Annotated in this window: 19 protein-coding genes and 1 pseudogene; 16 read left to right on the top strand and 4 right to left on the bottom strand. The window is 37.0% G+C overall.

Annotated elements, in window-relative coordinates:
• Positions 1–122: 122 nt before the first annotated feature.
• The 3 genes and pseudogenes from QUE18_RS07980 to QUE18_RS13895 all read right to left on the bottom strand — a co-directional run bounded on the left by QUE18_RS07980 (position 123) and on the right by QUE18_RS13895 (position 2695).
• On the bottom strand, positions 123–1013 hold the full coding sequence (locus QUE18_RS07980; RefSeq protein WP_040344592.1) for a LysR family transcriptional regulator: 891 nt from the start codon (positions 1011–1013) through the stop codon (positions 123–125).
• A gap of 175 nt (positions 1014–1188) precedes the next feature.
• Positions 1189–2364, bottom strand: coding sequence for an RNA-guided endonuclease InsQ/TnpB family protein (locus QUE18_RS07975; protein WP_055231553.1), 1176 nt, complete (start codon positions 2362–2364; stop codon positions 1189–1191).
• A pseudogene (locus QUE18_RS13895) lies at positions 2327–2695 on the bottom strand (IS607 family transposase). The gene QUE18_RS07975 and the pseudogene QUE18_RS13895 overlap by 38 nt, the downstream one beginning before the upstream one ends.
• Before the next feature lie 296 nt (positions 2696–2991).
• On the opposite strand from QUE18_RS13895, the gene QUE18_RS07960 reads away from it, so the two are divergent.
• The 7 genes from QUE18_RS07960 (at position 2992) to QUE18_RS07930 (ending at position 9589) form a co-directional block, all read left to right on the top strand.
• Positions 2992–3867: a shikimate dehydrogenase gene (locus QUE18_RS07960; protein WP_009203140.1), complete on the top strand. Its 876-nt coding sequence runs from the start codon at positions 2992–2994 to the stop codon at positions 3865–3867.
• 41 nt (positions 3868–3908) lie between these two features.
• Positions 3909–5102 carry an MFS transporter gene (locus QUE18_RS07955; protein ID WP_008391377.1) on the top strand — a complete coding sequence of 398 codons (1194 nt, stop codon included), beginning with the start codon at positions 3909–3911 and terminating at the stop codon, positions 5100–5102.
• 72 nt (positions 5103–5174) lie between these two features.
• Positions 5175–5942, top strand: a complete 768-nt coding sequence (gene aroD / locus QUE18_RS07950; RefSeq protein WP_008391375.1) for a type I 3-dehydroquinate dehydratase — start codon at positions 5175–5177, stop codon at positions 5940–5942.
• A gap of 194 nt (positions 5943–6136) precedes the next feature.
• Entirely contained in the window at positions 6137–6631 is a 495-nt protein-coding gene (locus QUE18_RS07945; protein WP_008391374.1) for a TRAP transporter small permease, read from the top strand.
• Positions 6632–7921: a TRAP transporter large permease gene (locus QUE18_RS07940; RefSeq protein WP_009203139.1), complete on the top strand. Its 1290-nt coding sequence runs from the start codon at positions 6632–6634 to the stop codon at positions 7919–7921. It begins immediately after the preceding gene.
• A 16-nt stretch (positions 7922–7937) separates the two neighbouring features.
• On the top strand, positions 7938–8957 hold the full coding sequence (locus tag QUE18_RS07935; protein WP_009203138.1) for a TRAP transporter substrate-binding protein: 1020 nt from the start codon (positions 7938–7940) through the stop codon (positions 8955–8957).
• 131 nt (positions 8958–9088) lie between these two features.
• Positions 9089–9589, top strand: a complete 501-nt coding sequence (locus tag QUE18_RS07930; RefSeq protein ID WP_008391368.1) for a YqeG family HAD IIIA-type phosphatase — start codon at positions 9089–9091, stop codon at positions 9587–9589.
• Between the two features lie 111 nt (positions 9590–9700).
• Here the strand turns inward: QUE18_RS07930 and QUE18_RS07925 are convergent, their stop codons facing one another.
• Positions 9701–11689: an oxidoreductase gene (locus QUE18_RS07925; RefSeq protein ID WP_009203137.1), complete on the bottom strand. Its 1989-nt coding sequence runs from the start codon at positions 11687–11689 to the stop codon at positions 9701–9703.
• Between the two features lie 127 nt (positions 11690–11816).
• Between QUE18_RS07925 and QUE18_RS07920 the strand changes: the two genes are divergently transcribed.
• The 9 genes from QUE18_RS07920 to QUE18_RS07880 all read left to right on the top strand — a co-directional run bounded on the left by QUE18_RS07920 (position 11817) and on the right by QUE18_RS07880 (position 19979).
• Complete coding sequence (locus QUE18_RS07920; protein WP_009203136.1) at positions 11817–12704, top strand: LysR family transcriptional regulator; 888 nt, start codon at positions 11817–11819, stop codon at positions 12702–12704.
• 116 nt (positions 12705–12820) lie between these two features.
• Positions 12821–13603 carry a shikimate kinase gene (locus QUE18_RS07915; RefSeq protein ID WP_008391362.1) on the top strand — a complete coding sequence of 261 codons (783 nt, stop codon included), beginning with the start codon at positions 12821–12823 and terminating at the stop codon, positions 13601–13603.
• Positions 13604–13655: 52 nt separating this feature from the next.
• The gene (locus QUE18_RS07910) at positions 13656–14840 is read left to right on the top strand and encodes an iron-containing alcohol dehydrogenase (protein ID WP_242852699.1); all 1185 of its coding nucleotides are present in this window, start codon (positions 13656–13658) and stop codon (positions 14838–14840) included.
• 64 nt (positions 14841–14904) lie between these two features.
• Positions 14905–15462, top strand: a complete 558-nt coding sequence (gene efp, locus QUE18_RS07905; RefSeq protein ID WP_008391359.1) for an elongation factor P — start codon at positions 14905–14907, stop codon at positions 15460–15462.
• 7 nt (positions 15463–15469) lie between these two features.
• Positions 15470–16333, top strand: coding sequence for a DMT family transporter (locus QUE18_RS07900; RefSeq protein WP_009203134.1), 864 nt, complete (start codon positions 15470–15472; stop codon positions 16331–16333).
• Positions 16334–17086 (top strand): exodeoxyribonuclease III, encoded by a 753-nt coding sequence (xth, locus tag QUE18_RS07895; RefSeq protein ID WP_008391357.1) that lies wholly within the window; start codon positions 16334–16336, stop codon positions 17084–17086. It abuts the gene before it with no gap.
• A 55-nt stretch (positions 17087–17141) separates the two neighbouring features.
• Positions 17142–17810: an acyltransferase gene (locus tag QUE18_RS07890; protein ID WP_009203133.1), complete on the top strand. Its 669-nt coding sequence runs from the start codon at positions 17142–17144 to the stop codon at positions 17808–17810.
• A 23-nt stretch (positions 17811–17833) separates the two neighbouring features.
• Positions 17834–18715 (top strand): hypothetical protein, encoded by an 882-nt coding sequence (locus QUE18_RS07885; RefSeq protein ID WP_242852698.1) that lies wholly within the window; start codon positions 17834–17836, stop codon positions 18713–18715.
• 220 nt (positions 18716–18935) lie between these two features.
• Positions 18936–19979, top strand: coding sequence for a sulfate ABC transporter substrate-binding protein (locus tag QUE18_RS07880; protein WP_009203130.1), 1044 nt, complete (start codon positions 18936–18938; stop codon positions 19977–19979).

Here is a 19979-nt window from a genome sequence, read left to right as displayed (position 1 = left end):
TCAAAAAATTAAATTCCATATAATCCGAGGTTGTTAGAATCATAAAAATTGGGTGAATGATTTATGATGGCTTTAGTATAACACACGGTTAATTATTTAACAAATAAATCTTTTTTGAAGAATCAATAAAAAATATCTATTGTTTCTTTTGTGAATTCAATAAACTTACGAACAGCAGGGATCATCGGCATATTTTTAAGATAAGCCATATAAACAGTGTGGTAAGGTTTTACATTACTAAGATGTAGGATTTCCACATCATATGCCTGTAATGATTCTACATGTGCAACAAAACCAATCCCAAAATCTTCTGCAACAAGGGAAGCGATGGCATTTTCATCCGAAGATTCAAAAGCGATAGACGGTTTGATATGGTTTTGTTTGTAAATAGAATTAGTAAAACGTCCAAGACCAGAAGTCTTATCATAACCAATGACTGGATAATCCAGCAGATCCTCTAAAACGAGTTTCTTCTTATATTTTAAAGGATGCTCTGGCGGGGTAATGATCACCATTTCCTGATTAACAACCGGAACAAACTCAATTTCCGGTTCATCGGCAACGAGAGAACCAAAAACGACATCATATTTTTCATTTTTCAGATCCGCAATTAGATTTTTTGTGATCTCCTGACTTAGAGAAAACGTGATCTCATGATTTTCCTGCTGATTTAAGAAACTTCGTACAAGTCTTGGAATATAACTTTTGGCAAGTGGAAATACATATCCGATATCAATGTGCCCGCTGGAACTGCCAGCTAAGGATTTCATTTTATTTTCAGCAATTTTGATTTCATCTATAATACGATTGACATGTTCCAAAAAGATAGAGCCGTATTTGGTAAGTTCGATATTACGTCCGTTTTTCTGAAATAAAGAAACACCTAATTCTTCTTCAAGATTAGCAATCGAACGGCTTAAACTAGGTTGAGAGATATTTAATTCTTTGGCTGCCTGGTGATAATGTTGTAATTGTGCGACCTTTTGAAAATAGTATAGTTGATTTAAATTCATACATACCGTTACTGAAAACTTATAAAAAGTTATAAACCTTTATGTTTCATTCCTACTTCAACGAGTATGCTTTTGTAACGAATCAATTCATGTACTACTCACAAGTTCCTGTACTCTCCATAGGCGTTAATTCCTGACTAACGTATCAGTACATATCTGTAATCACTTGAACATATTATGCTACAGATCGTTTCAGAACATCCTCTCCATATTTTTTAAGATTCAAAGCTGCCTGAAGATCTCTGTCAATTACATTTCCACATTCACATTTGTAAATACGTTCTGATAACTTCAGATCTTTTTTGATCTTTCCACAACAGCTGCATAATTTAGAACTTGGAAAAAATCGATCTGCAATGATCACCTGAATATTGTTCCACTCAGATTTATATTCCATCTGCCGCCTAAATTCATAAAATCCCTGTTGTTGAACTGCTTTGGATAAATGTCTGTTTTTCATCATTCCCTTTACATTTAGATCTTCGATACAGATAAAACTTGGTTCTCGTTTTACGATCTCTGATGTTATATGATGTAAATGATCATGACGGATATTGGTTAGTCTATGATTTAATATTAATAAAAGTTTTTCCTTTTTGATCACATTCTTCGTTTTACAGTATTCCTTTCCTTGTTTATTGTTCTCGTATGAACGAGAGATGCTACGCTGTAATCTGCGTTTTTGTTTCTCTAGTTTCTTAACTTTTTTCGTTTTATTGATGTTCTTATATTTATTACCGTCAGAACATATCGCTAGATCTTTGATCCCTAGATCGATCCCTATCCCATCATTGGAGGGAACGGTAACAGAGTCTTCGTATTCAATGCCTACTGTGATCCACCAGTTGATCCCATCATATTTAATACGGGGATTACTATAGTTACAATCCGTAGGTATCCGATTCTTTTCCGCAAGTCTGATCCAGTTTATCTTTTGCTTATTCTTCTTTTTGGAAGCAGCAAAACCCTCAATTTTTACATGCGTATCTGAAAATTGGATCTTTACATTATCCTGATAAAAAGATGGTATAGAAAATTTTCGGCTTTTGAATTTCGGAAACTTTGAACATCCTTTGAAAAATCTCTTATATGCATGACAAGCATCTTTGATCGCTTGTTTTGTTACATTATTTGAAACTTCATTTAACCAGGAATATTCCTCTGTTTTCTTTAATTGTGTAAATTCTTTTCTCAGATTACTATCCGATAGGAACTTACCACCATTTTTATAGTTTTCTTTTTCTCTTCCTAACGCCCAGTTATAAGCGAATCTGGCAGTATTGGCATATCGAAAAAGTTTTGTATTCTGTTTATTATTTGGGATCAGCATGACTCGAATTGTTTTTATCATCTTCTTCACCACCATCATCTATCAGTTCTTTTACAAGTTTTCTTGCTTTATTGGCACGTTTGAATTCAAATCCAAATCGTAACAATCTGTCTTTATAAAAAACAACCACCTTGTCCACTTTATTTTGAGATATTCATTTCATAAGTTCTTTTCTATCTAAATTAGGTTTTACATTCATAACTTGATTTAATTGCTCATGCGAATAATATCTATATCCATTACTGGAAGTGTGATGTGGATGAAGTTTCCCCTTTTTATCCCAATTCCTTAATGTTTGAACCGATATACCTAATATTTTTGAAAATTTATTGATAGAATAATATTTACTCATAAACAAATCCTCCATATAATATTTATAATTTATTCTACCAATAAAAATTATAAAATCCAACATATATTTATAATTTTTTATAAGCCTATTTTAACAGTTAAACACCTTCCTTATTATAGCAGTTAATAGTTATTTTCATTATAACACGATTGATAGCCTGAAGCTATCAAAAAACACTAAAAGATATATTGGAAGTATCAATTAAGATAGCATATAATATAACCATAAGGTTGTTAAAAAATTAACTTTTGGGTAAATGAAACTTATAACAAGCATATTATTTAAGGAGTAAAATTATGGCAGAGAGAATTACAGGACATACTGAATTAATCGGATTAATGGCTTATCCAATCAGACATTCAAGCTCACCTGCAATGCATAATGAAGCATTCGCAACATTAGGACTTGACTATGCATACTTAGCATTCGAAGTTGACAACAGCACATTAGAGGATGCAGTCAAGGGACTTCGTGCTTTAAAGATGGTTGGATCTAACGTATCAATGCCGAACAAAACAGTTGTAGGACAGTACTTAGACGAGTTATCTCCAGCAGCTAAAATGGCAGGAGCTGTTAACACGATCGTAAATGACAACGGAAAACTGATCGGACATATCACAGACGGTATCGGATACATGCAGTCATTAAAAGACAACGATATTGACGTGATCGGTAAAAAAATGACAATCGCTGGTGCTGGTGGAGCTGCGACAGCAATCGAGATTCAGGCTGCATTAGACGGTGTCAAAGAAATGTCAATCTTCAATATCAAAGATAAATTCTGGGCTAACGCTGAAGAAACAGTAAAGAAGATCCGTGAAAACACAGATTGTATCGTAAATCTTTACGATCTTGATGACAAAGATAAATTAAGAGAAGAAATTGCAGACAGCTACTTATTCGCACAGGCAACTGGTGTAGGAATGAAACCATTAGAAGGACAGACAGTTGTTCCTGATGAAACATACTTCCGTCCAGACCTGATCGTAACAGATACAGTTTACGCTCCAAGAGAGACAGAAACATTAAGACTTGCTAAGAAAGCTGGATGTAAGACAATGAACGGTCTTGGAATGATGTTATTCCAGGGTGATGCTGCTTTCCACTTATGGACAGGAAAACATATGCCGATCGAGCATATGAAAGAAGTATTAGATATCAAATATGACTAAGATCAGTCATAACCATATAGCAAACGAGAGGAATTATTAAAATGGATAAAAAATACATACCAAGTGCCTTAGTTCTTTATCTGAACTATTTCATTCATGGAATTGGATGTTCCATCTTAAGTCAGCAGGTAGTAAAAGAAATGCTCGCAAGCCAGTGGGGATTAAAAGATGTTATGGCAGTAACTTCCATTGCAGCAGCATTAGGATTGGGACGTTTGATCTCCCTTCCATTTGCAGGACCTTTATCTGACAAATTAGGACGTCGTTTATCAGTGATCATTGGATGTGCTTCATACGTTATTTTCTTAGTAGGGATCGCATTCTCACCAAACACAACAATTGCTTATATCGCAGCAGTTCTTGGTGGTATCGCGAACTCATTCTTAGATACAGCAACATATCCAGCTGTAACTGAAATTATTTACAAATATACAGGTATCGCAACAATGGGGATCAAATTCTTCATTTCTGTTGCACAGTTATTAATGCCTTTCTTCTTAGGTATTGTAGCAGGAACAAGCATGTCATACTTAATGCTTCCAGTTATCGCTGGTGTATGCATCGGTATCATGGGAATCTTAGCAATCTTTGCTCCATTCCCAGCAACATCTGAAGCAGGAAAATCTGAATCTTTCATCAGCAACTTAAAGAATGCACATTTTTCTATCGAGAGTATTGCATTGATCCTGATCGGATTCACAAGTACAGCTACATTCCAGTTATGGTTAAACTGTGCTCAGACATTTGGTACTGAAATTGCAAAAATCCCATCTCAGAACGTATCTGTGATGCAGACATACTATTCTGCAGGTACAATGGTAGCATTATTCGTAACAAGTGTATTGATCACAAAATTCAAACAGGTAAGATTCCTAGTGATTTATCCAGCAATCTCTCTTGTAATGTTAGCATTAGTTTACATTATTAAGACACCTATGATCTGCTATGTTGGAGCATTCGTGATCGGATATGCAGCAGCAGGCGGAGTACTTCAGATGGCAACAGCCGTTGTAAATGATCTGTTCCCTAAAATCAAAGGAACAATCACAAGTTTAGTTATGATCGCATCTAGCTTATGTAACTACACAATCTTAACAGCAGCTGCAAAAATGACATCTACAAGCGTAATCATGATGAATATCGTAATTACAGCAATCGGAATCTTATTAGCACTTTTCGTAAACGTACGTTATGGTGTATTATTAAAGAATGCAGAAGAGGCATCTAAAAATTAATTAGTATTGGTAATAGGAACTCCCGAGGTTTATGCTTCGGGAGAACGTTCGGACAATAGGAGGAAATTGTCAATGAATACAGTAAAAGTAAGAAATATTGAAATCGGAAGCGGAGTTCCTAAAATCTGTGTACCTATCGTAGGTGTTACAAAAGATGAAATCATCGCAGAAGCGAAAACATTTGACAGCATCCCTGTAGACGTTGTGGAATGGCGTGTTGACTGGTTCGAAGGAGTATTCGAATTTGATAAAGTAGAAGACGTATTAAAAGACTTAAGAGAAGCTTTAGGTGAAACACCAATTCTTTTCACATTCCGTACATCAAAAGAAGGTGGAGAAAAAGCAATCGAAGCAGAACCTTACAAAGAATTAAACATCGCTGCTGCAAAAACAGGATATGTTGATCTTGTAGATGTAGAAGCATTCACAGGTGATGAGATCGTAAAAGCAATCGTAGCAGCTGCTCATGAATGTGGAGTAAAAGTTGTTGCATCGAACCATGATTTTGACAAAACACCTGAAAAAGATGAAATCGTAAGAAGACTTTGCAAAATGCAGGAACTTGGTGCTGATATCCCTAAGATCGCAGTTATGCCAACTTGCAGACGTGACGTATTAACACTTCTCTGTGCAACAGAAGAAATGTATACAGAACATGCAGATCGTCCGATCATCACAATGTCTATGGCAGGAACAGGGCTGATCAGCCGTCTTTGCGGTGAAGTATTCGGATCTGCTCTTACATTCGGAGCAGCGAAAAAAGCATCTGCACCTGGACAGGCAGCAGTCAATGACTTAAATAATATGCTTCAGTTCCTTCATGAAAATCAGGGATTATAAGAACTGAATCTTTAAAAATTAAATGTAGAAGAGGAGAAGATTCTTGGTTATTCTTTTCCTCTTTTTTAAATACATAAAAAATATTTGCTGAAATCCTATTTTTTCAGTATAATTTAGTAGAGCAAATTGTTAAAGTTTTGCCATAGTTTGTGAAAATAAAGACTTTTGTTATAGAAAGTAGAAAGAGGTGAATCATGCTAAAATGGCTTGATGAGAATCTGGAAGAATTTCTAATGGTAGCATTATTGATCGCCATGACAGTGATCATGGGAATTCAGGTATTTGCAAGATATGCACTTGGAGCGTCCCTTTCATGGTCAGAGGAACTGACAAGATATTTATTTATCTGGTCAGGCTTTATCAGTGTTAGTTATTGTACTAAGAAATGTATTTCCATTAAAATCGAACAGTTTGTAGCAATGTTTCCAAGAAGAGGGAAAGCATTGTTCAAAGTGGTGAACCACACGATCGAACTTGCCTTGTTTTTATATCTGATTCCATATGCAGTTCTTTATTTAAAGAGTGCATTTGAAAGTGGACAGGTAAGTCCCGCATGTCAGATTCCAATGTATTATATTCAGGCAGCCCCGCTATTTAGTTTTGTTTTAGTAGCATTTCGTATCGTCCAACGTTGGATCATTGAATTTAAGATTGTGATCCGCAAAGATGAAGAAAAGGAGGAAAAATAAATGTCAGCAGCAGTCGTATTTTTACTCTTCTTTATTTGTCTGATCATTGCAATTCCGATTTCGATCGCCCTTGGGATCGTATCTGTACTTCCAGGAGCATTTGATCCATCATTTACAGCAAGTGGGACATTTGTCATTCGTTCTATGCTTGGAGGAATTGATAGTTTCCCATTACTTGCAGTTCCAATGTTTGTATTATCTGGAATGATCATGGCAAAAGGGGGAATCTCTAAGAAGATTTTTGACGTTTTTGCGTTTTTTATAGGAAAATTAACGGCAGGAATGCCATGTGCAGTAATTGTAACCTGCTTATTTTATGGAGCAATCTCAGGATCTGCACCTGCAACTGTAGCAGCAGTAGGAAGCATGACAATTCCAATCTTAGTTCGTTTAGGATATGACAAGTCATTTTCAACAGCAATCGTAGCAGTTGCGGGCGGGCTTGGAGTTATCATACCGCCAAGTATCCCATTTATCATGTATGGTATGGCATCTGGGGAATCTGTAAGTGATCTGTTTATGGCAGGAGTTGTACCAGGATTATTGATTGGTGCCTTATTGATGGTGTATGCCATTTATTATTGTAAAAAACATGGAGAAGATAAGGAAAAGATCGCAGCAGAGATCGATCAGTTACATGCAAAAGGATTTATTGGAGTATTTAAAGAAAGCTTTTTTGCAATCTTAAGTCCGGTTATCATCCTTGGATGTATTTACACAGGAATCGCATCCCCAACAGAAGCAGCGGTTATTTCTGTATTTTACTCTTTAGTAGTCAGTTTATTTATCTATAAATCCATGAAATTTAAAGATATCTGGGGAATCATGGTAGAAGGTGTGAGAACATATGCACCTATTCTGTTTATCTTGGCAGCATCCATTGCATTCTCAAGAGTATTAACATTGATGCGTGTACCACAGTCCATTAGTGCATGGATCTTAGGTAACTTCCATAATAAGATTGTGATCTTGCTTGTGATCAATATATTCTTGTTGATCGTAGGTATGGTCATGGATACGACACCAGCGATTCTTATTTTGACACCAATTTTATTACCGATCGTTACAGCAATCGGTATGAATCCGATTCATTTTGGTGTTATGATGGTTGTAAACCTTGCAATTGGTTTCGTTACACCACCAATTGGAGTCAACTTATTTGTGGCATCATCCTTAACGGATATTCCAGTGATGAAGATCGCACAGAAAGCAATGCCGCTGATTATCTGCTTCCTGATCGCATTACTTCTGATCACATTTATTCCACAGATCAGTCTGGCACTTTTATAAGGAGGTTTAGGATTTCATGAGAAAAATCATAAAAAGATCCGTCGTAGTTCTTCTTGCAGGAGTCTTATTATTCAGTTTATCCGGATGTAAGAAGAAACAAAAGAAAGACGAAGTACAAAGATATGCATGGCCGCTTGGAACTTCCAGTCCGGAAGATACGGTAACACAGCTTTATGCAGAGAAGTTTGCAAAAGAAGTTTCCAGATTAAGTCATGGAAAGATGAAGATCGAAGTTTATCCAAACAGTACGCTCGGAGGAGACCGTGAGCTTCTTGAGAGTTGTAAAGATGGGGATATCCCATTTGTCGTACAGAATACTGCACCACAGGTAACATTCCTTCCAGATACCGCAGTATTTGACCTGCCAAGTGCATTTACAACGATCCAACAGGCACGAGCAGCTGTTGATAATGAAGAGTTCTATCAGAAGATGGAGAAAGTATATCAGAAGGGTGGATACAAATTACTTGGATATGCCGATCAGGGATTCCGTGTTATGTCTACCAATAAGAATGTTAAGAGTATTAACGACTTCAAAGGGCAGAAGATTCGTACGATGGAGAACAGCTATCATTTGAAGTTCTGGAAGACACTTGGAGCGAATCCAACACCAATGACGTTCAGCGAAGTTTATATCGGACTTCAGCAGGGAACGATCGATGCACAGGAGAATCCTTACGAAGTTATCGTTTCCAGCAAATTATATGAGCAGCAGGATTATGTTGTAGAGACAAACCATCTGCCACATTATATTTCGCTGATTGTCAGTGATGAATTCTATAACAGTCTGTCAAAAGACCAGCAGAAGATCATCGATCAGGCATCGCAGACAGCGAAAGTGTATGCAAGAGAAGCATCTGACAAGAGAATCGCAGACCGTATCAAAACCATTGAAGACAGTGGTACAAAGATTGTGAAACTTGATGCAAAGACACAGAAAGAGATGCGTAAGCAGGCACGGCCAGTTTATGATGCGATCAAGAAGAATATCTCAAGAGATATTTATAATGCATATTTAAGCGGTGCAGAGAAATAAAATGAATGATATGAGACTAGAATTTTTGAAAAAACTGGTCTCATATTTTGTTTTCTTCTTGCTAATTGTAAAAAGCTGTTATAAAATAAACAAGATTGAACAATGTAAAGATGTAAAAAGGAAGATAAATTATGTTTCAGAAATTCTACCCGTCCGAAGATATCAGAAGTACTTATGATATTGATTTCGAACGATACTACAAAGAAGGATATCGAGGAGTGATCTTTGATGTCGATAATACGTTAGTACCACACAATGCACCAGCAGATGAACGTGCAAAGAAGTTATTTAAGAGACTGGATGCGATGGGGATGCAGTATTGTTTTACAAGTAACAACAAAGAACCAAGAGTGAAAGCGTTCTGCGAGGCAGTCGGTGGGAAATATTATGTATACAAAGCAAATAAACCATCGATCAAAGGATATGAGACAGCAATGAAACTGATGGGAACGGATAAGAAGAATACATTCTTCGTTGGAGATCAGTTGTTTACAGATGTTTATGGAGCGAACAGAACAGGTATACATAGTATTCTTGTAACACCGATGAATCCGAAAGAAGAGATTCAGATCGTCATAAAGCGTTATTTTGAAAAGATTGTGTTGTGGCAGTACCGTAAGAAAAAACATTAATGAAATAATAAAAAACATGGGTCAGATCTTTGTTATCTGGTCCATGTTTTTTATATATTTACAATATATTTCTTATCTTTTAAAGAAAGGTTTGAAATCAAAATTATGATCTTAGATGAAATCCTGACGTTCTAATGCAACTAAAATGTCACGACCTTCTTTTACACCTTCGATGATACGACGTGTCTGAGCACTGTCACCGATATTAAGTACTTCAACACCTTCATAGATGAAGTGGTTGTATAATTCCTGAAGAGAAGGAGTTGCAGACTGCATTCCAAGACATACAAATCCATAATCGAAGTCTAATTCAAGATCTTTATAGTCATGTCTTACAATAAAGCTGTGATCTTTAACTTCTAATAAAGAAGCATTTGGATACTGATTTACTTTATTCTTATTCATGAATTCGATAGAACCAGTCTTAGTGATAAAGTCAAGGTTCTCACCAAAGTGAGATTTCTGCTCAACGATCGTTACATCAGCTTTTCTAGGAACAAAGAATTCAACAACGTCAAGTCCTACGTTACCACCACCGATCACAACAACTTTCTTACCAGATAAATCTTCTGGATAAGAATCTACGTGATCTACCAGATCAAAGATCGTAGATACATTTCCTGCTTCTAAGTTCTCTTTTAATCCAGGGATATTTGGAAGAAGAGGAACGGATCCTGTTGCGTTAACAACGATATCTGGTTTGAAACCTTCGATAAATTCGATAGAAGCTTCTGTATTCTTACAGATAAACAGGTTCTTAAGTTTCATTGCACGACGTTCTAAGTACTGAGGGAAATATCCAAGACGCTGTTTGTTAGGCATCTTTCCTACACGTCTGGCAAGTCCACCGAGTTCTCCTGATTTCTCGATCAGAACAGTTGCACATCCAACTTCAGCAGCTGTGCATGCAGCTTCAAGACCAGCAGTACCACCACCAACAACGACAACGTTACATGGTTTCTTTAATTTCTTATCTTTATATAATGAACCTGAAACAAGAGCAGGATTGATGCTGCATCGGATAGGTTCATCCCCTAATGTTGCTGTACATCCATTGTTACATGAGATACAACGATTGATATCATCTGTGTTACCAAACTGAACTTTATTTACCCATTCAGGATCAGCGATCAGTCCACGTCCGATTGCGATCAGATCTGCTTCACCATCTTCAAGAATACGGTTTGCAACTTCTGGTTCACGGATATTACCACTTGTCTGACAAGGTTTTCCAGTCTTTTCTTTGATTGATTTAGACATATAAGATTTCCATCCATCTGGAAGGTAATCTGCATCATACTGGTACTGGATAGAACATGTAAGTCCAGCAGAAACATCAAATACATCAACGTAATCTTTGAAATATTCAACGATCTCTAATGTATCATCTAATGTGTTACCACCTTCAGCAAGTTCATCAGCACTGATTCCTAAGAAGATAGGAATATTTTCACCAACTGTCTCACGAACAGCTTTTAATACTAATGTAGTGAAACGTGCACGATTCTCTTTAGATCCACCAAATTCATCAGTACGGTCATTTGTTGTTGGAGATAAGAACTGGTTTAATAAATAACCATGTCCAGCCTGAATCTCAACAGCATCAAATCCTGCTGTAACTGCACGTTTTGCTGCTTCAGCAAATTTATCAACGATCGTGTAGATTTCATCTGTTGTTAAAGCACGAGGAATATCACCACCAACTCTGGATGGAATATCAGATGCAGATACTGGTTGGATGTTTGTTATTTTACCATTCGCTGCAGAACCAGCATGATTTAGTAAGATACTGATCTTAGATCCACAGTCATGGATGCTTTCACATAATCTGTATAATCCAGGAATATAATTATCGTGGTCGATACGAAGCTGGTATGATCCGCTTGCTCCTTGTGGTGAATAAACACTCGCAGCTTCAATCGTGATCAGACCTGTTCCGCCCTTTGCACGCTGTTTATAATAATCAATGATTCTTTCATTTACTTCTCCGGTATGCTCAGCAAAATTTGTTCCAATGGGAGTCATGACAATTCTGTTCCTTAATGTCATAGATTTTACTGTGTACGGTTCAAATAATTTACGGAAATTCTTTGCTGCCATAATTATGATCCTCCAATTTGTTTAATAGTTTTCTAAAAATAATTATAGCAAAGTAGATATATAAATGCAATGAAGAATATGGTATACTATCCATAAATAAATTTTATGAATTGAAAGGGAATAGATTATGAATTTGAATCATTTGTACTATTTTCGGGCATTAGCTAAGGAAGAACACTATACTAGAACTGCAGATATGCTGTCCATTACGCAGCCAAGTTTAAGTCATGCGATCTCATGTCTTGAGAGTGAATTAGGAGTGAAATTATTCGAAAAACAGGGGAGAAATGCAAAATTAACGAAATATGGAGCGTTGTTTTTACGTTATGTGGAGCAGTCGCTGGATATGTTGGATGAAGGAAAAAGGGTGGTAACAGAAACATCAGGAACCAGCGGTGGATTTATTGATATGGGGTATATCTTTACTTTGGGAAGTCATTTTATTCCAAATCTGATCAAAGGTTATCTGGAAGAAAAAGGGAAGAATCATATTCATTTTTCATTTGGACAGGGAACGACGAAGAAAATCGTGGAAGAATTAAAAGATGGGAAATATGATCTTGCATTTTCTTCTTATGTGGAAGGGGAAGATGAACTTGAATTTATTCCGGTTGGTCAGGAAGAACTGGTTTTGATCACACCAAAGGACCATCCATTGGCTCAAAAGGAAGAAATCGATCTTCTGGATACAGTTGAATATGATTACGTATATTTTACAAAGAACAGTGGATTAAGGCCAGTGATCGACAGTTATTTTTCAAGGATTAAAAGGCAACCAACGATCGCATATGAAGGGGAAGAAGATTCTTCTGTTGCAGGGCTTGTTGCAGCAGGATTTGGAATTGCGATCGTTCCAAAGATTCCGCTTCTTGATACAATGGATGTGTGTGTTCGTCCGATCATATCACCAGAGATCGAACGATATATATATCTTGTACTAAAAAAAGAAAAATATCTGACACCGGTTGTGAAAGATTTTATTTCATTTATCACAGATCAAAGTGAATTTGCCTAAATTATAGAAGCAATGAATTGAAAAAATATAGGAATGTATGATATACTGAACAAGACCGCACTTCATTATCTGAGAAGTATGGGGACATTTAGTATAGAAAAGGAAAGAACAAGAAGATGAGTCAGTTAGAAGAGATTAGAGAGAGATTAGATCTGTGTGATAAGAAGATTGTCTCTGTATTAGAAGAGAGAATGGATATCATCAAAGAGATCATGGTCTACAAGAAAGAGAATGGATTGCCAATCCTTCAGCCAGAACAGGAAAAGAGACAGCGTAAGATGCTGCTCACACATGTGGATGAGAATACCTATAAGGATGAGATTCTTGATATATTTACTTATATTGTAGAAAACAGCAGAAGAATTCAGGCAAAGACATTATTTACACATAACATCTTATTGATCGGATTTATGGGAGCAGGTAAGAGTACTGTTTCTACATATCTAAGTAAGATCCTTGCATCTCCACAGGTAGAGATGGATGAAGAGATCGTGAAGAAAGAAGGAATGTCTATCAATAAGATTTTTGAAGAATATGGAGAGACATATTTCAGAAACTGTGAGACAAACCTTTTGATCGAGCTTCAGAAGAAGAATAACCAGATCATCTCCTGTGGTGGTGGAGTTGCGCTTCGTGATGAGAACGTTGCTGAGATGAAGAAGAATGGAAAGGTCGTTTTATTAACAGCATCTCCAGAAGTGATCTTAGAGCGTGTCAAAGACAATGATGATAGACCATTATTACGTGGGAATAAGAATACTGAATTTATTTCTAATATGATGGAACAACGCCGTCCAAAGTACGAAGCGGCAGCAGATGTTGTAGTGAACACAGATTATAAGACTGTGGAAGAGATCGCAGAAGAGATCGTTGTGAAGTTAACAAGAGATGCAGATTAATCAGTAACATACAAGTTTTGCCCCTGTTTATGGGCAGATGGAGGATGAGCGAATGCATGGATTTACCCAGTATACACCAACAAGAATCATTTTTGGAAAAGAGACACAGAAGCAGGCAGGAGAACTTGCGAAAAGCTTGAAAGCTTCTAAAGTATTCGTTGTATATGGTGGAGGAAGTGTTGTAAGAAGTGGCTTACTTGATGAGGTAACTGATTCATTAGAAGAAGCCGGTCTTGAATATATGACAGTTGGAGGAGTAAAGCCGAATCCAAGGCTTTCATTTGCGAGAGAAGCAGTGAAGAAATCCATTGAATTTGGAACAGACTTTGTATTGGCAGTAGGTGGAGGAAGTGTGATCGATACCTCAAAGGCTGTTGCACATGGAACAGCGAATCCGGATACAGATATCTGGGAATTCTGGTCTAAGAAACAGACAGTGAAGAGATCTCTTCCTGTTGGAGTTGTATTAACACTTGCAGCGGCAGGAAGTGAGACAAGCGATTCAGCAGTACTTACGAATGAAGAGACGAAGATCAAGAGAGGTCTTTCCACAGATTTCAACCGCCCGGCATTTGCGATCATGAATCCTGAACTTACGTATACATTACCAAAGTATCAGGTAGGATGCGGCATTGTGGATATTATGATGCATACATTGGATCGTTATTTTACACAGACAGAGAATAATGAACTGACAGACGAGATTGCAGAAGGTCTGCTTCGTACAGTGATCAGAAATGGTGCGGTTGCGATTAAGGATTCACACGATTATAATGCGATGAGTGAGATCATGTGGGCAGGAAGTCTTTCACACAACGGAATTACAGGACTTGGAGCTGAGAAAGACTTTGCAGTGCATCAGTTAGGACATGAACTGAGTGCGAAGTTTGATATTGCACATGGGGCAAGTTTATCCGCTGTCTGGGGAGCATGGGCAACTTATGTATATGATGCAAAACCAGCCAGATTTGCGCAGTATGCAAGAAGAGTCTGGAATGTAGAAGAAGCTGACGATGTGAAGGCAGCACAGGAAGGAATCCGAAAAACAGTTACATATTTTGCATCACTTAATATGCCGACAAGTTTTCGTGAGGCGAAAGAAATTGGTTCAAAAACAGACGAAGAAGTGAAGAAAATGGCACATGGATGTTCCTATGAAGGAACCAGAACGATCGGTTCTTTTAAGGTCTGTGATGAGAATGACATATACGAAATCTATAAATTAGCAAATAAATAGTTGATTCAACTATAGATTTAAGATAAAATAAAAAAAGATATAATTTAAGGAGGACAATTATAATATGGTTACAGCAGGAGATTTTAAGAATGGATTAACAATTCAGTTCGAGAATAATATTTACCAGATCATCGAATTCCAGCATGTAAAACCTGGAAAGGGAGCAGCGTTCGTACGTTGTAAATTAAAAAATATCAAGAACGGTGGAGTTGTTGAGAAAACATTCCGTCCAACAGAGAAATTTGAAAACGCTCATATCGAACGTAAAGAAATGCAGTATCTGTACAATGATGGAGAATTATTCTACTTCATGGATAACGAAACATTTGATCAGATCGCATTAGGACCAGATGTTATCGGAGATTCTTTAAAATTCGTTAAAGAAAACGAAAACGTTACGATCGTTTCTCACGCAGGAAATGCATTCCAGGTTGAGCCACCAATCTCTGTAGAATTACTTGTTACAGAATGTGAACCAGGAGAAAAAGGAAACACAGCACAGGGTGCTACAAAACCATGTATCGTTGAAACAGGTGCTCAGGTAATGGTACCATTATTCGTTAACGAAGGTGATACGTTAAAGATCGATACAAGAACTGGAGAATATTCTTCAAGAGTATAATCTTGTTATGAAAGATAAGAATCGTGGAATTATATGCATCATACTGTCAGCTTTTTCCTTTGCCCTTATGGCATTGTTTTTAAAGCTGTCAGGAGATCTTCCAGCGATCGAGAAGAGTTTTTTCCGCAATTTAGTTGCGGCGGTCATGGCATTTATTATGATCATTCGTAGCAAGGAAAAGATTCAGATTCAGAAAAGAAATTTGCATTGGTTTATTCTAAGGTCCCTTTTTGGGACCTTAGGTATTTTCTGCAACTTTTATGCGGTAGATCACCTGGTGCTTTCAGATGCTTCATGTCTAAATAAGTTATCGCCATTTTTTGTTATTGTATTTTCTTATTTAGTACTGAAAGAGAAGATCACACCGACACAATGCGCATGTGTGATCGCAGCTTTTGTCGGTAGTTTATTTATTGTAAAACCAAGTTTCGCAGGCGGGATGACACCAGCAGCTGTGATCGGCTTTGCAGGGGGAATGTGTGCAGGTTTTGCATATACCTGTGTGAGAAAACTTGGACTTAGAGGAGAAAGAGGACCAATGATCGTGCTTTTCTTCTCAACATTTTCTATGTTGGCGTGTGTACCATATTTGATCATGGATTTTCATCCGATTTCAGCAAGGCAGATATTCTTTTTGTTATTAACAGGATTAGCTGCTGCAGGAGGACAGTTTGGAGTCACAGCGGCATATACGTATGCACCAGCAAGGGAAATTTCTGTATATGATTACACACAGATCATGTTCTCAGCAATTATGGGGCTTCTCGTTTTTGGACAGCTTCCAGATATGCTGAGTTTTGTAGGATATTGTGTGATCATTGCAGCAGGAGTGATTATGTTTCTTTATAATAAGAGACGTGGAGGAAATTAGATGAAATTCATATCATGGAATGTCAATGGGATCAGAGCATGTGTGAAGAAAGGATTTTTGGATTTTTTCAATGAGACAGATGCCGATATTTTCTGCATTCAGGAAAGTAAGATGCAGGAAGGCCAGCTTGACCTGAATCTTCCGGGATATCACCAGTACTGGAATTATGCAGTGAAGAAGGGATATTCAGGAACAGGCATTTTTACAAAAGAAGAACCGATCAGCGTTTTTTATGGTCTTGGGATAGAAGAACATGATCAGGAAGGACGTGTGATCACACTGGAGTTTAAAGATTATTACTTTATCACAGTGTATACACCGAATTCACAAAGTGAACTGGCAAGGCTTTCTTATCGAATGAAGTGGGAAGAGGATTTTCTTGCTTATTTGAAGAAGTTAGAAGAGAAAAAGCCAGTGATCTTTTGTGGAGATCTGAATGTTGCAGTCGAGGAGATCGATCTTAAGAACCCAAAGACAAATAGAAAAAATGCTGGTTTCACGGATGAAGAACGTGAAAAAATGAGAACAATCCTTAGCAATGGATTTATCGATACCTTCCGTTATTTATACCCAGACCAGACAGGAATCTATTCCTGGTGGTCTTACCGCTTCAATGCGAGAAAGAATAACGCAGGGTGGCGCATTGACTATTTTATTGTATCAGAGTGTTTAAAAGATCGTATCAGTGATGCGAAGATCTTAACAGATGTGATGGGATCAGATCACTGTCCGATCGAGTTGGATTTCAAATGAAAATTACAGACTGTGGATTGAAACAGATAATAAGAACAGAAAGAGGTAAAATCAGATGGTAGAATTAACAAACAAAGAATTCTTTCAGGATTTAGATCAGACAATTGCAGCTCAATTATTTGAACAGACAACGTATCCATGGGAGATTCTTCCATTGATCAAAGATTTTGTACTGGAAGTTGGACCAACACTATCAGTAGATGAATATGATCAGGTAGAAGAAGATGTATGGATCGCGAAAAGTGCAACGATCGCCAAGACAGCAACGATCAATGGACCAGCGATCATTGGTCCAGATACAGAAGTGCGCCCAGGAGCATTTATCAGAGGAAATGCATTGATCGGGGCAGGATGTGTTGTAGGAAATTCTACAGAGATCAAGAATGATATTTTATTTAATAATGTTCAGGTGCCTCATTACAATTATGTAGGAGATTCTATTTTAGGATATAAGTCTCATATGGGAGCTGGATCCATCACATCGAATGTAAAATCTGACAAGACAAACGTTGTGATCAAAAACGGAGAAGAAAAGATTGAGACTGGAAGAAAGAAGATCGGTGCGATCTTAAGTTCTCGTGTAGAAGTAGGATGCGGAACTATCTTGAATCCAGGATCAGTGGTTGGTCATGATACCAATATTTATCCATTATCTATGGTACGTGGATGTATCGCACCAAACAGCATCTATAAGAACGCAGGAGAGATCGCTCAAAAACGATAGGACCTGTAATGGAGGGAAACCATATGAAAGGTGCAAAATATATACTAACAGCAGCGGTGATCGCAATGAGCAGCGTGATGATGACGGGATGCTTTAAGCCGTCAAAAGATGCTGTCGTGGAATCAAAATATTATCAGAGTCTTAAAGATGAAAGAGATAAACTGTCTGTTCAGTTAAAAGAAGAAAAGAAAAAAACAAATTCACTAAATAAGAAGATCAAAGCAATCCATGCAACTTCTGGAGATCAAAAGATTGCAGACTACAAAAGCCGTGTCAAAGACAGCAGGATCATTAAAGTTGACTTTGCAACGAATACGATCAAGAATCAGAGTTTTGCAGTAACGAATATTCCTGTCTGCAAATATGTAAAGAAGATTGTAACTGGATGTAATCGAATGATCGGAATCACACCAACCGATGTAGAGAAGCAGTATAAACAAAGTTATTCTTATGCGTTGATTGATGAAGATAATACAACGTTTGAATTCAAAGTATATGGTGACAGTTATATTGTGTTTGATGAGATTCCAGAGAATGTTTACTCATATAATGGTGCTTCAACCGTTGGAGATGCGTTGATCGATGCCAAAGAGCAGAAGAATTACAGTAACGTAGCAGCAAGAATTGCAGATGCCCAGATCGTTGTAACAGATAAGAAGATGAAATTTAATGATACAGCGATCAAAGTATCTAAGATTATTGAGAAAGCGAAGAAGTTATCTGGAAAAGATGCCACACTGGATACAGCCTCATGGAATGAGTATCGTTTCTATACAAGTGGTGCATTAACAAAAATACTTCTCGGAGATCGTACTGTCATTGGAATCGAAGATAAGAATGGAAAACAGACTTTTTATCAGATCAGTGACAAACAAAAGAAGAATCTGAAAAAATATATGAAATAATAAATGAAAGAAAGACGTTTTGACGTATTGAAAACATATGTCAAAACGTCTTTTTTTCGTGCTTTTATGAGCAAAGATGAACATAATAAAAATTTCTTTGAATCAGTTATTATAAATTTTTATAACGATATTTGTTGACATGTATACAGAAATCTTATATAATCCAATTCATACAAAACATACAGAAATAGTATGGAATTAAAATAAAGGAGAAGAAACCATGAAAATAAGACAACAAAGAACCATAGAAAAGAATATCTGTAAGAAAATGATCCTTTTAAGTTTCTGTATGATTCTTATGGTTTCTATGGCAGGATGTGGAAATAAGAGAAAAGAAAATCTTACGATCACAAATGTCTCTTATGATCCGACAAGAGAGTTTTATGAGAAATACAACAAAGATTTTATCAAATATTATAAAGACAAATATGGAAAGAAAGTCGAAGTGATCCAGTCCCACGGTGGTTCTGGAAGTCAGGCAAGATCAGTAGTAGAAGGAAGCAATGGTGATGTTGTAACACTGGCCTTAGAACATGATATTTCGCTGATCGAACAGACAGGACTTATAAATAAAGGGTGGCAGAAGAGATTTTCAAATGATTCTGCACCATATACGTCAACGATCGTCTTTCTTGTAAGAAAAGGAAACAAGAAAAGCATCAAAGACTGGAAAGACTTGATCAAAAAAGGAGTGGAAGTCATCACACCAGATCCAAAGAGCAGCGGGGGTGCCTGCTGGAACTTCTTAGCAGCTTATGGTTATGCGATTGATACTTATCACGATCAGAAAAAGGAAGAACAATTCCTGACAAAATTATATCAGAATGTATCTGTTATGGATTCAGGAGCCAGAGGTTCTACGACAACCTTTGTAGAAAATAAAAAAGGTGATGTCTTGATCGCATGGGAGAATGAAGCAATTCAGACAGTTAAGAATTATCCAGATAAATACGAGATCATTACACCAAGCATCAGTATCTTGGCACAGCCAAGTGTAAGCCTTGTTGATGATAACGTAAAGGTCAATGGAACAAAGAAGATCGCAACAGAGTATTTAAAATATCTCTACAGTGACAAAGCACAGAAACTCGCAGCCGAAGAAGGATACCGGCCATCGAATGAAAGAATCTTAAAACAGTATCAAGGTAAATTTAATCTGAACATGAAACTATATAAGATCAGTGATTTTGGAGGATGGGATCAGGCTTACAAGAAATATTTTGAAGATGGAGCGTTGTTTGACAAGATTTATATAAATCAATAA

It is taken from the genome of Anaerostipes hadrus ATCC 29173 = JCM 17467, from assembly GCF_030296915.1.
Classification (GTDB): domain Bacteria; phylum Bacillota; class Clostridia; order Lachnospirales; family Lachnospiraceae; genus Anaerostipes; species Anaerostipes hadrus.
The sequence above is the reverse complement of the archived record's forward strand: the minus strand, read 5'-3'. Positions and strand labels throughout refer to the sequence as shown.

Excerpts from the sequence above, each read along its gene's own strand:
- QUE18_RS07980 (WP_040344592.1), bottom strand. The coding sequence starts at position 1,013 with ATGAATTTAAATCAACTATACTATTTTCAAAAGGTCGCACAATTACAA.
- QUE18_RS07975 (WP_055231553.1), bottom strand. The coding sequence starts at position 2,364 with ATGATAAAAACAATTCGAGTCATGCTGATCCCAAATAATAAACAGAAT.
- QUE18_RS07960 (WP_009203140.1), top strand. The coding sequence starts at position 2,992 with ATGGCAGAGAGAATTACAGGACATACTGAATTAATCGGATTAATGGCT.
- QUE18_RS07955 (WP_008391377.1), top strand. The coding sequence starts at position 3,909 with ATGGATAAAAAATACATACCAAGTGCCTTAGTTCTTTATCTGAACTAT.
- aroD (WP_008391375.1), top strand. The coding sequence starts at position 5,175 with ATGAATACAGTAAAAGTAAGAAATATTGAAATCGGAAGCGGAGTTCCT.
- QUE18_RS07945 (WP_008391374.1), top strand. The coding sequence starts at position 6,137 with ATGCTAAAATGGCTTGATGAGAATCTGGAAGAATTTCTAATGGTAGCA.
- QUE18_RS07940 (WP_009203139.1), top strand. The coding sequence starts at position 6,632 with ATGTCAGCAGCAGTCGTATTTTTACTCTTCTTTATTTGTCTGATCATT.
- QUE18_RS07935 (WP_009203138.1), top strand. The coding sequence starts at position 7,938 with ATGAGAAAAATCATAAAAAGATCCGTCGTAGTTCTTCTTGCAGGAGTC.
- QUE18_RS07930 (WP_008391368.1), top strand. The coding sequence starts at position 9,089 with ATGTTTCAGAAATTCTACCCGTCCGAAGATATCAGAAGTACTTATGAT.
- QUE18_RS07925 (WP_009203137.1), bottom strand. The coding sequence starts at position 11,689 with ATGGCAGCAAAGAATTTCCGTAAATTATTTGAACCGTACACAGTAAAA.
- QUE18_RS07920 (WP_009203136.1), top strand. The coding sequence starts at position 11,817 with ATGAATTTGAATCATTTGTACTATTTTCGGGCATTAGCTAAGGAAGAA.
- QUE18_RS07915 (WP_008391362.1), top strand. The coding sequence starts at position 12,821 with ATGAGTCAGTTAGAAGAGATTAGAGAGAGATTAGATCTGTGTGATAAG.
- QUE18_RS07910 (WP_242852699.1), top strand. The coding sequence starts at position 13,656 with ATGCATGGATTTACCCAGTATACACCAACAAGAATCATTTTTGGAAAA.
- efp (WP_008391359.1), top strand. The coding sequence starts at position 14,905 with ATGGTTACAGCAGGAGATTTTAAGAATGGATTAACAATTCAGTTCGAG.
- QUE18_RS07900 (WP_009203134.1), top strand. The coding sequence starts at position 15,470 with ATGAAAGATAAGAATCGTGGAATTATATGCATCATACTGTCAGCTTTT.
- xth (WP_008391357.1), top strand. The coding sequence starts at position 16,334 with ATGAAATTCATATCATGGAATGTCAATGGGATCAGAGCATGTGTGAAG.
- QUE18_RS07890 (WP_009203133.1), top strand. The coding sequence starts at position 17,142 with ATGGTAGAATTAACAAACAAAGAATTCTTTCAGGATTTAGATCAGACA.
- QUE18_RS07885 (WP_242852698.1), top strand. The coding sequence starts at position 17,834 with ATGAAAGGTGCAAAATATATACTAACAGCAGCGGTGATCGCAATGAGC.
- QUE18_RS07880 (WP_009203130.1), top strand. The coding sequence starts at position 18,936 with ATGAAAATAAGACAACAAAGAACCATAGAAAAGAATATCTGTAAGAAA.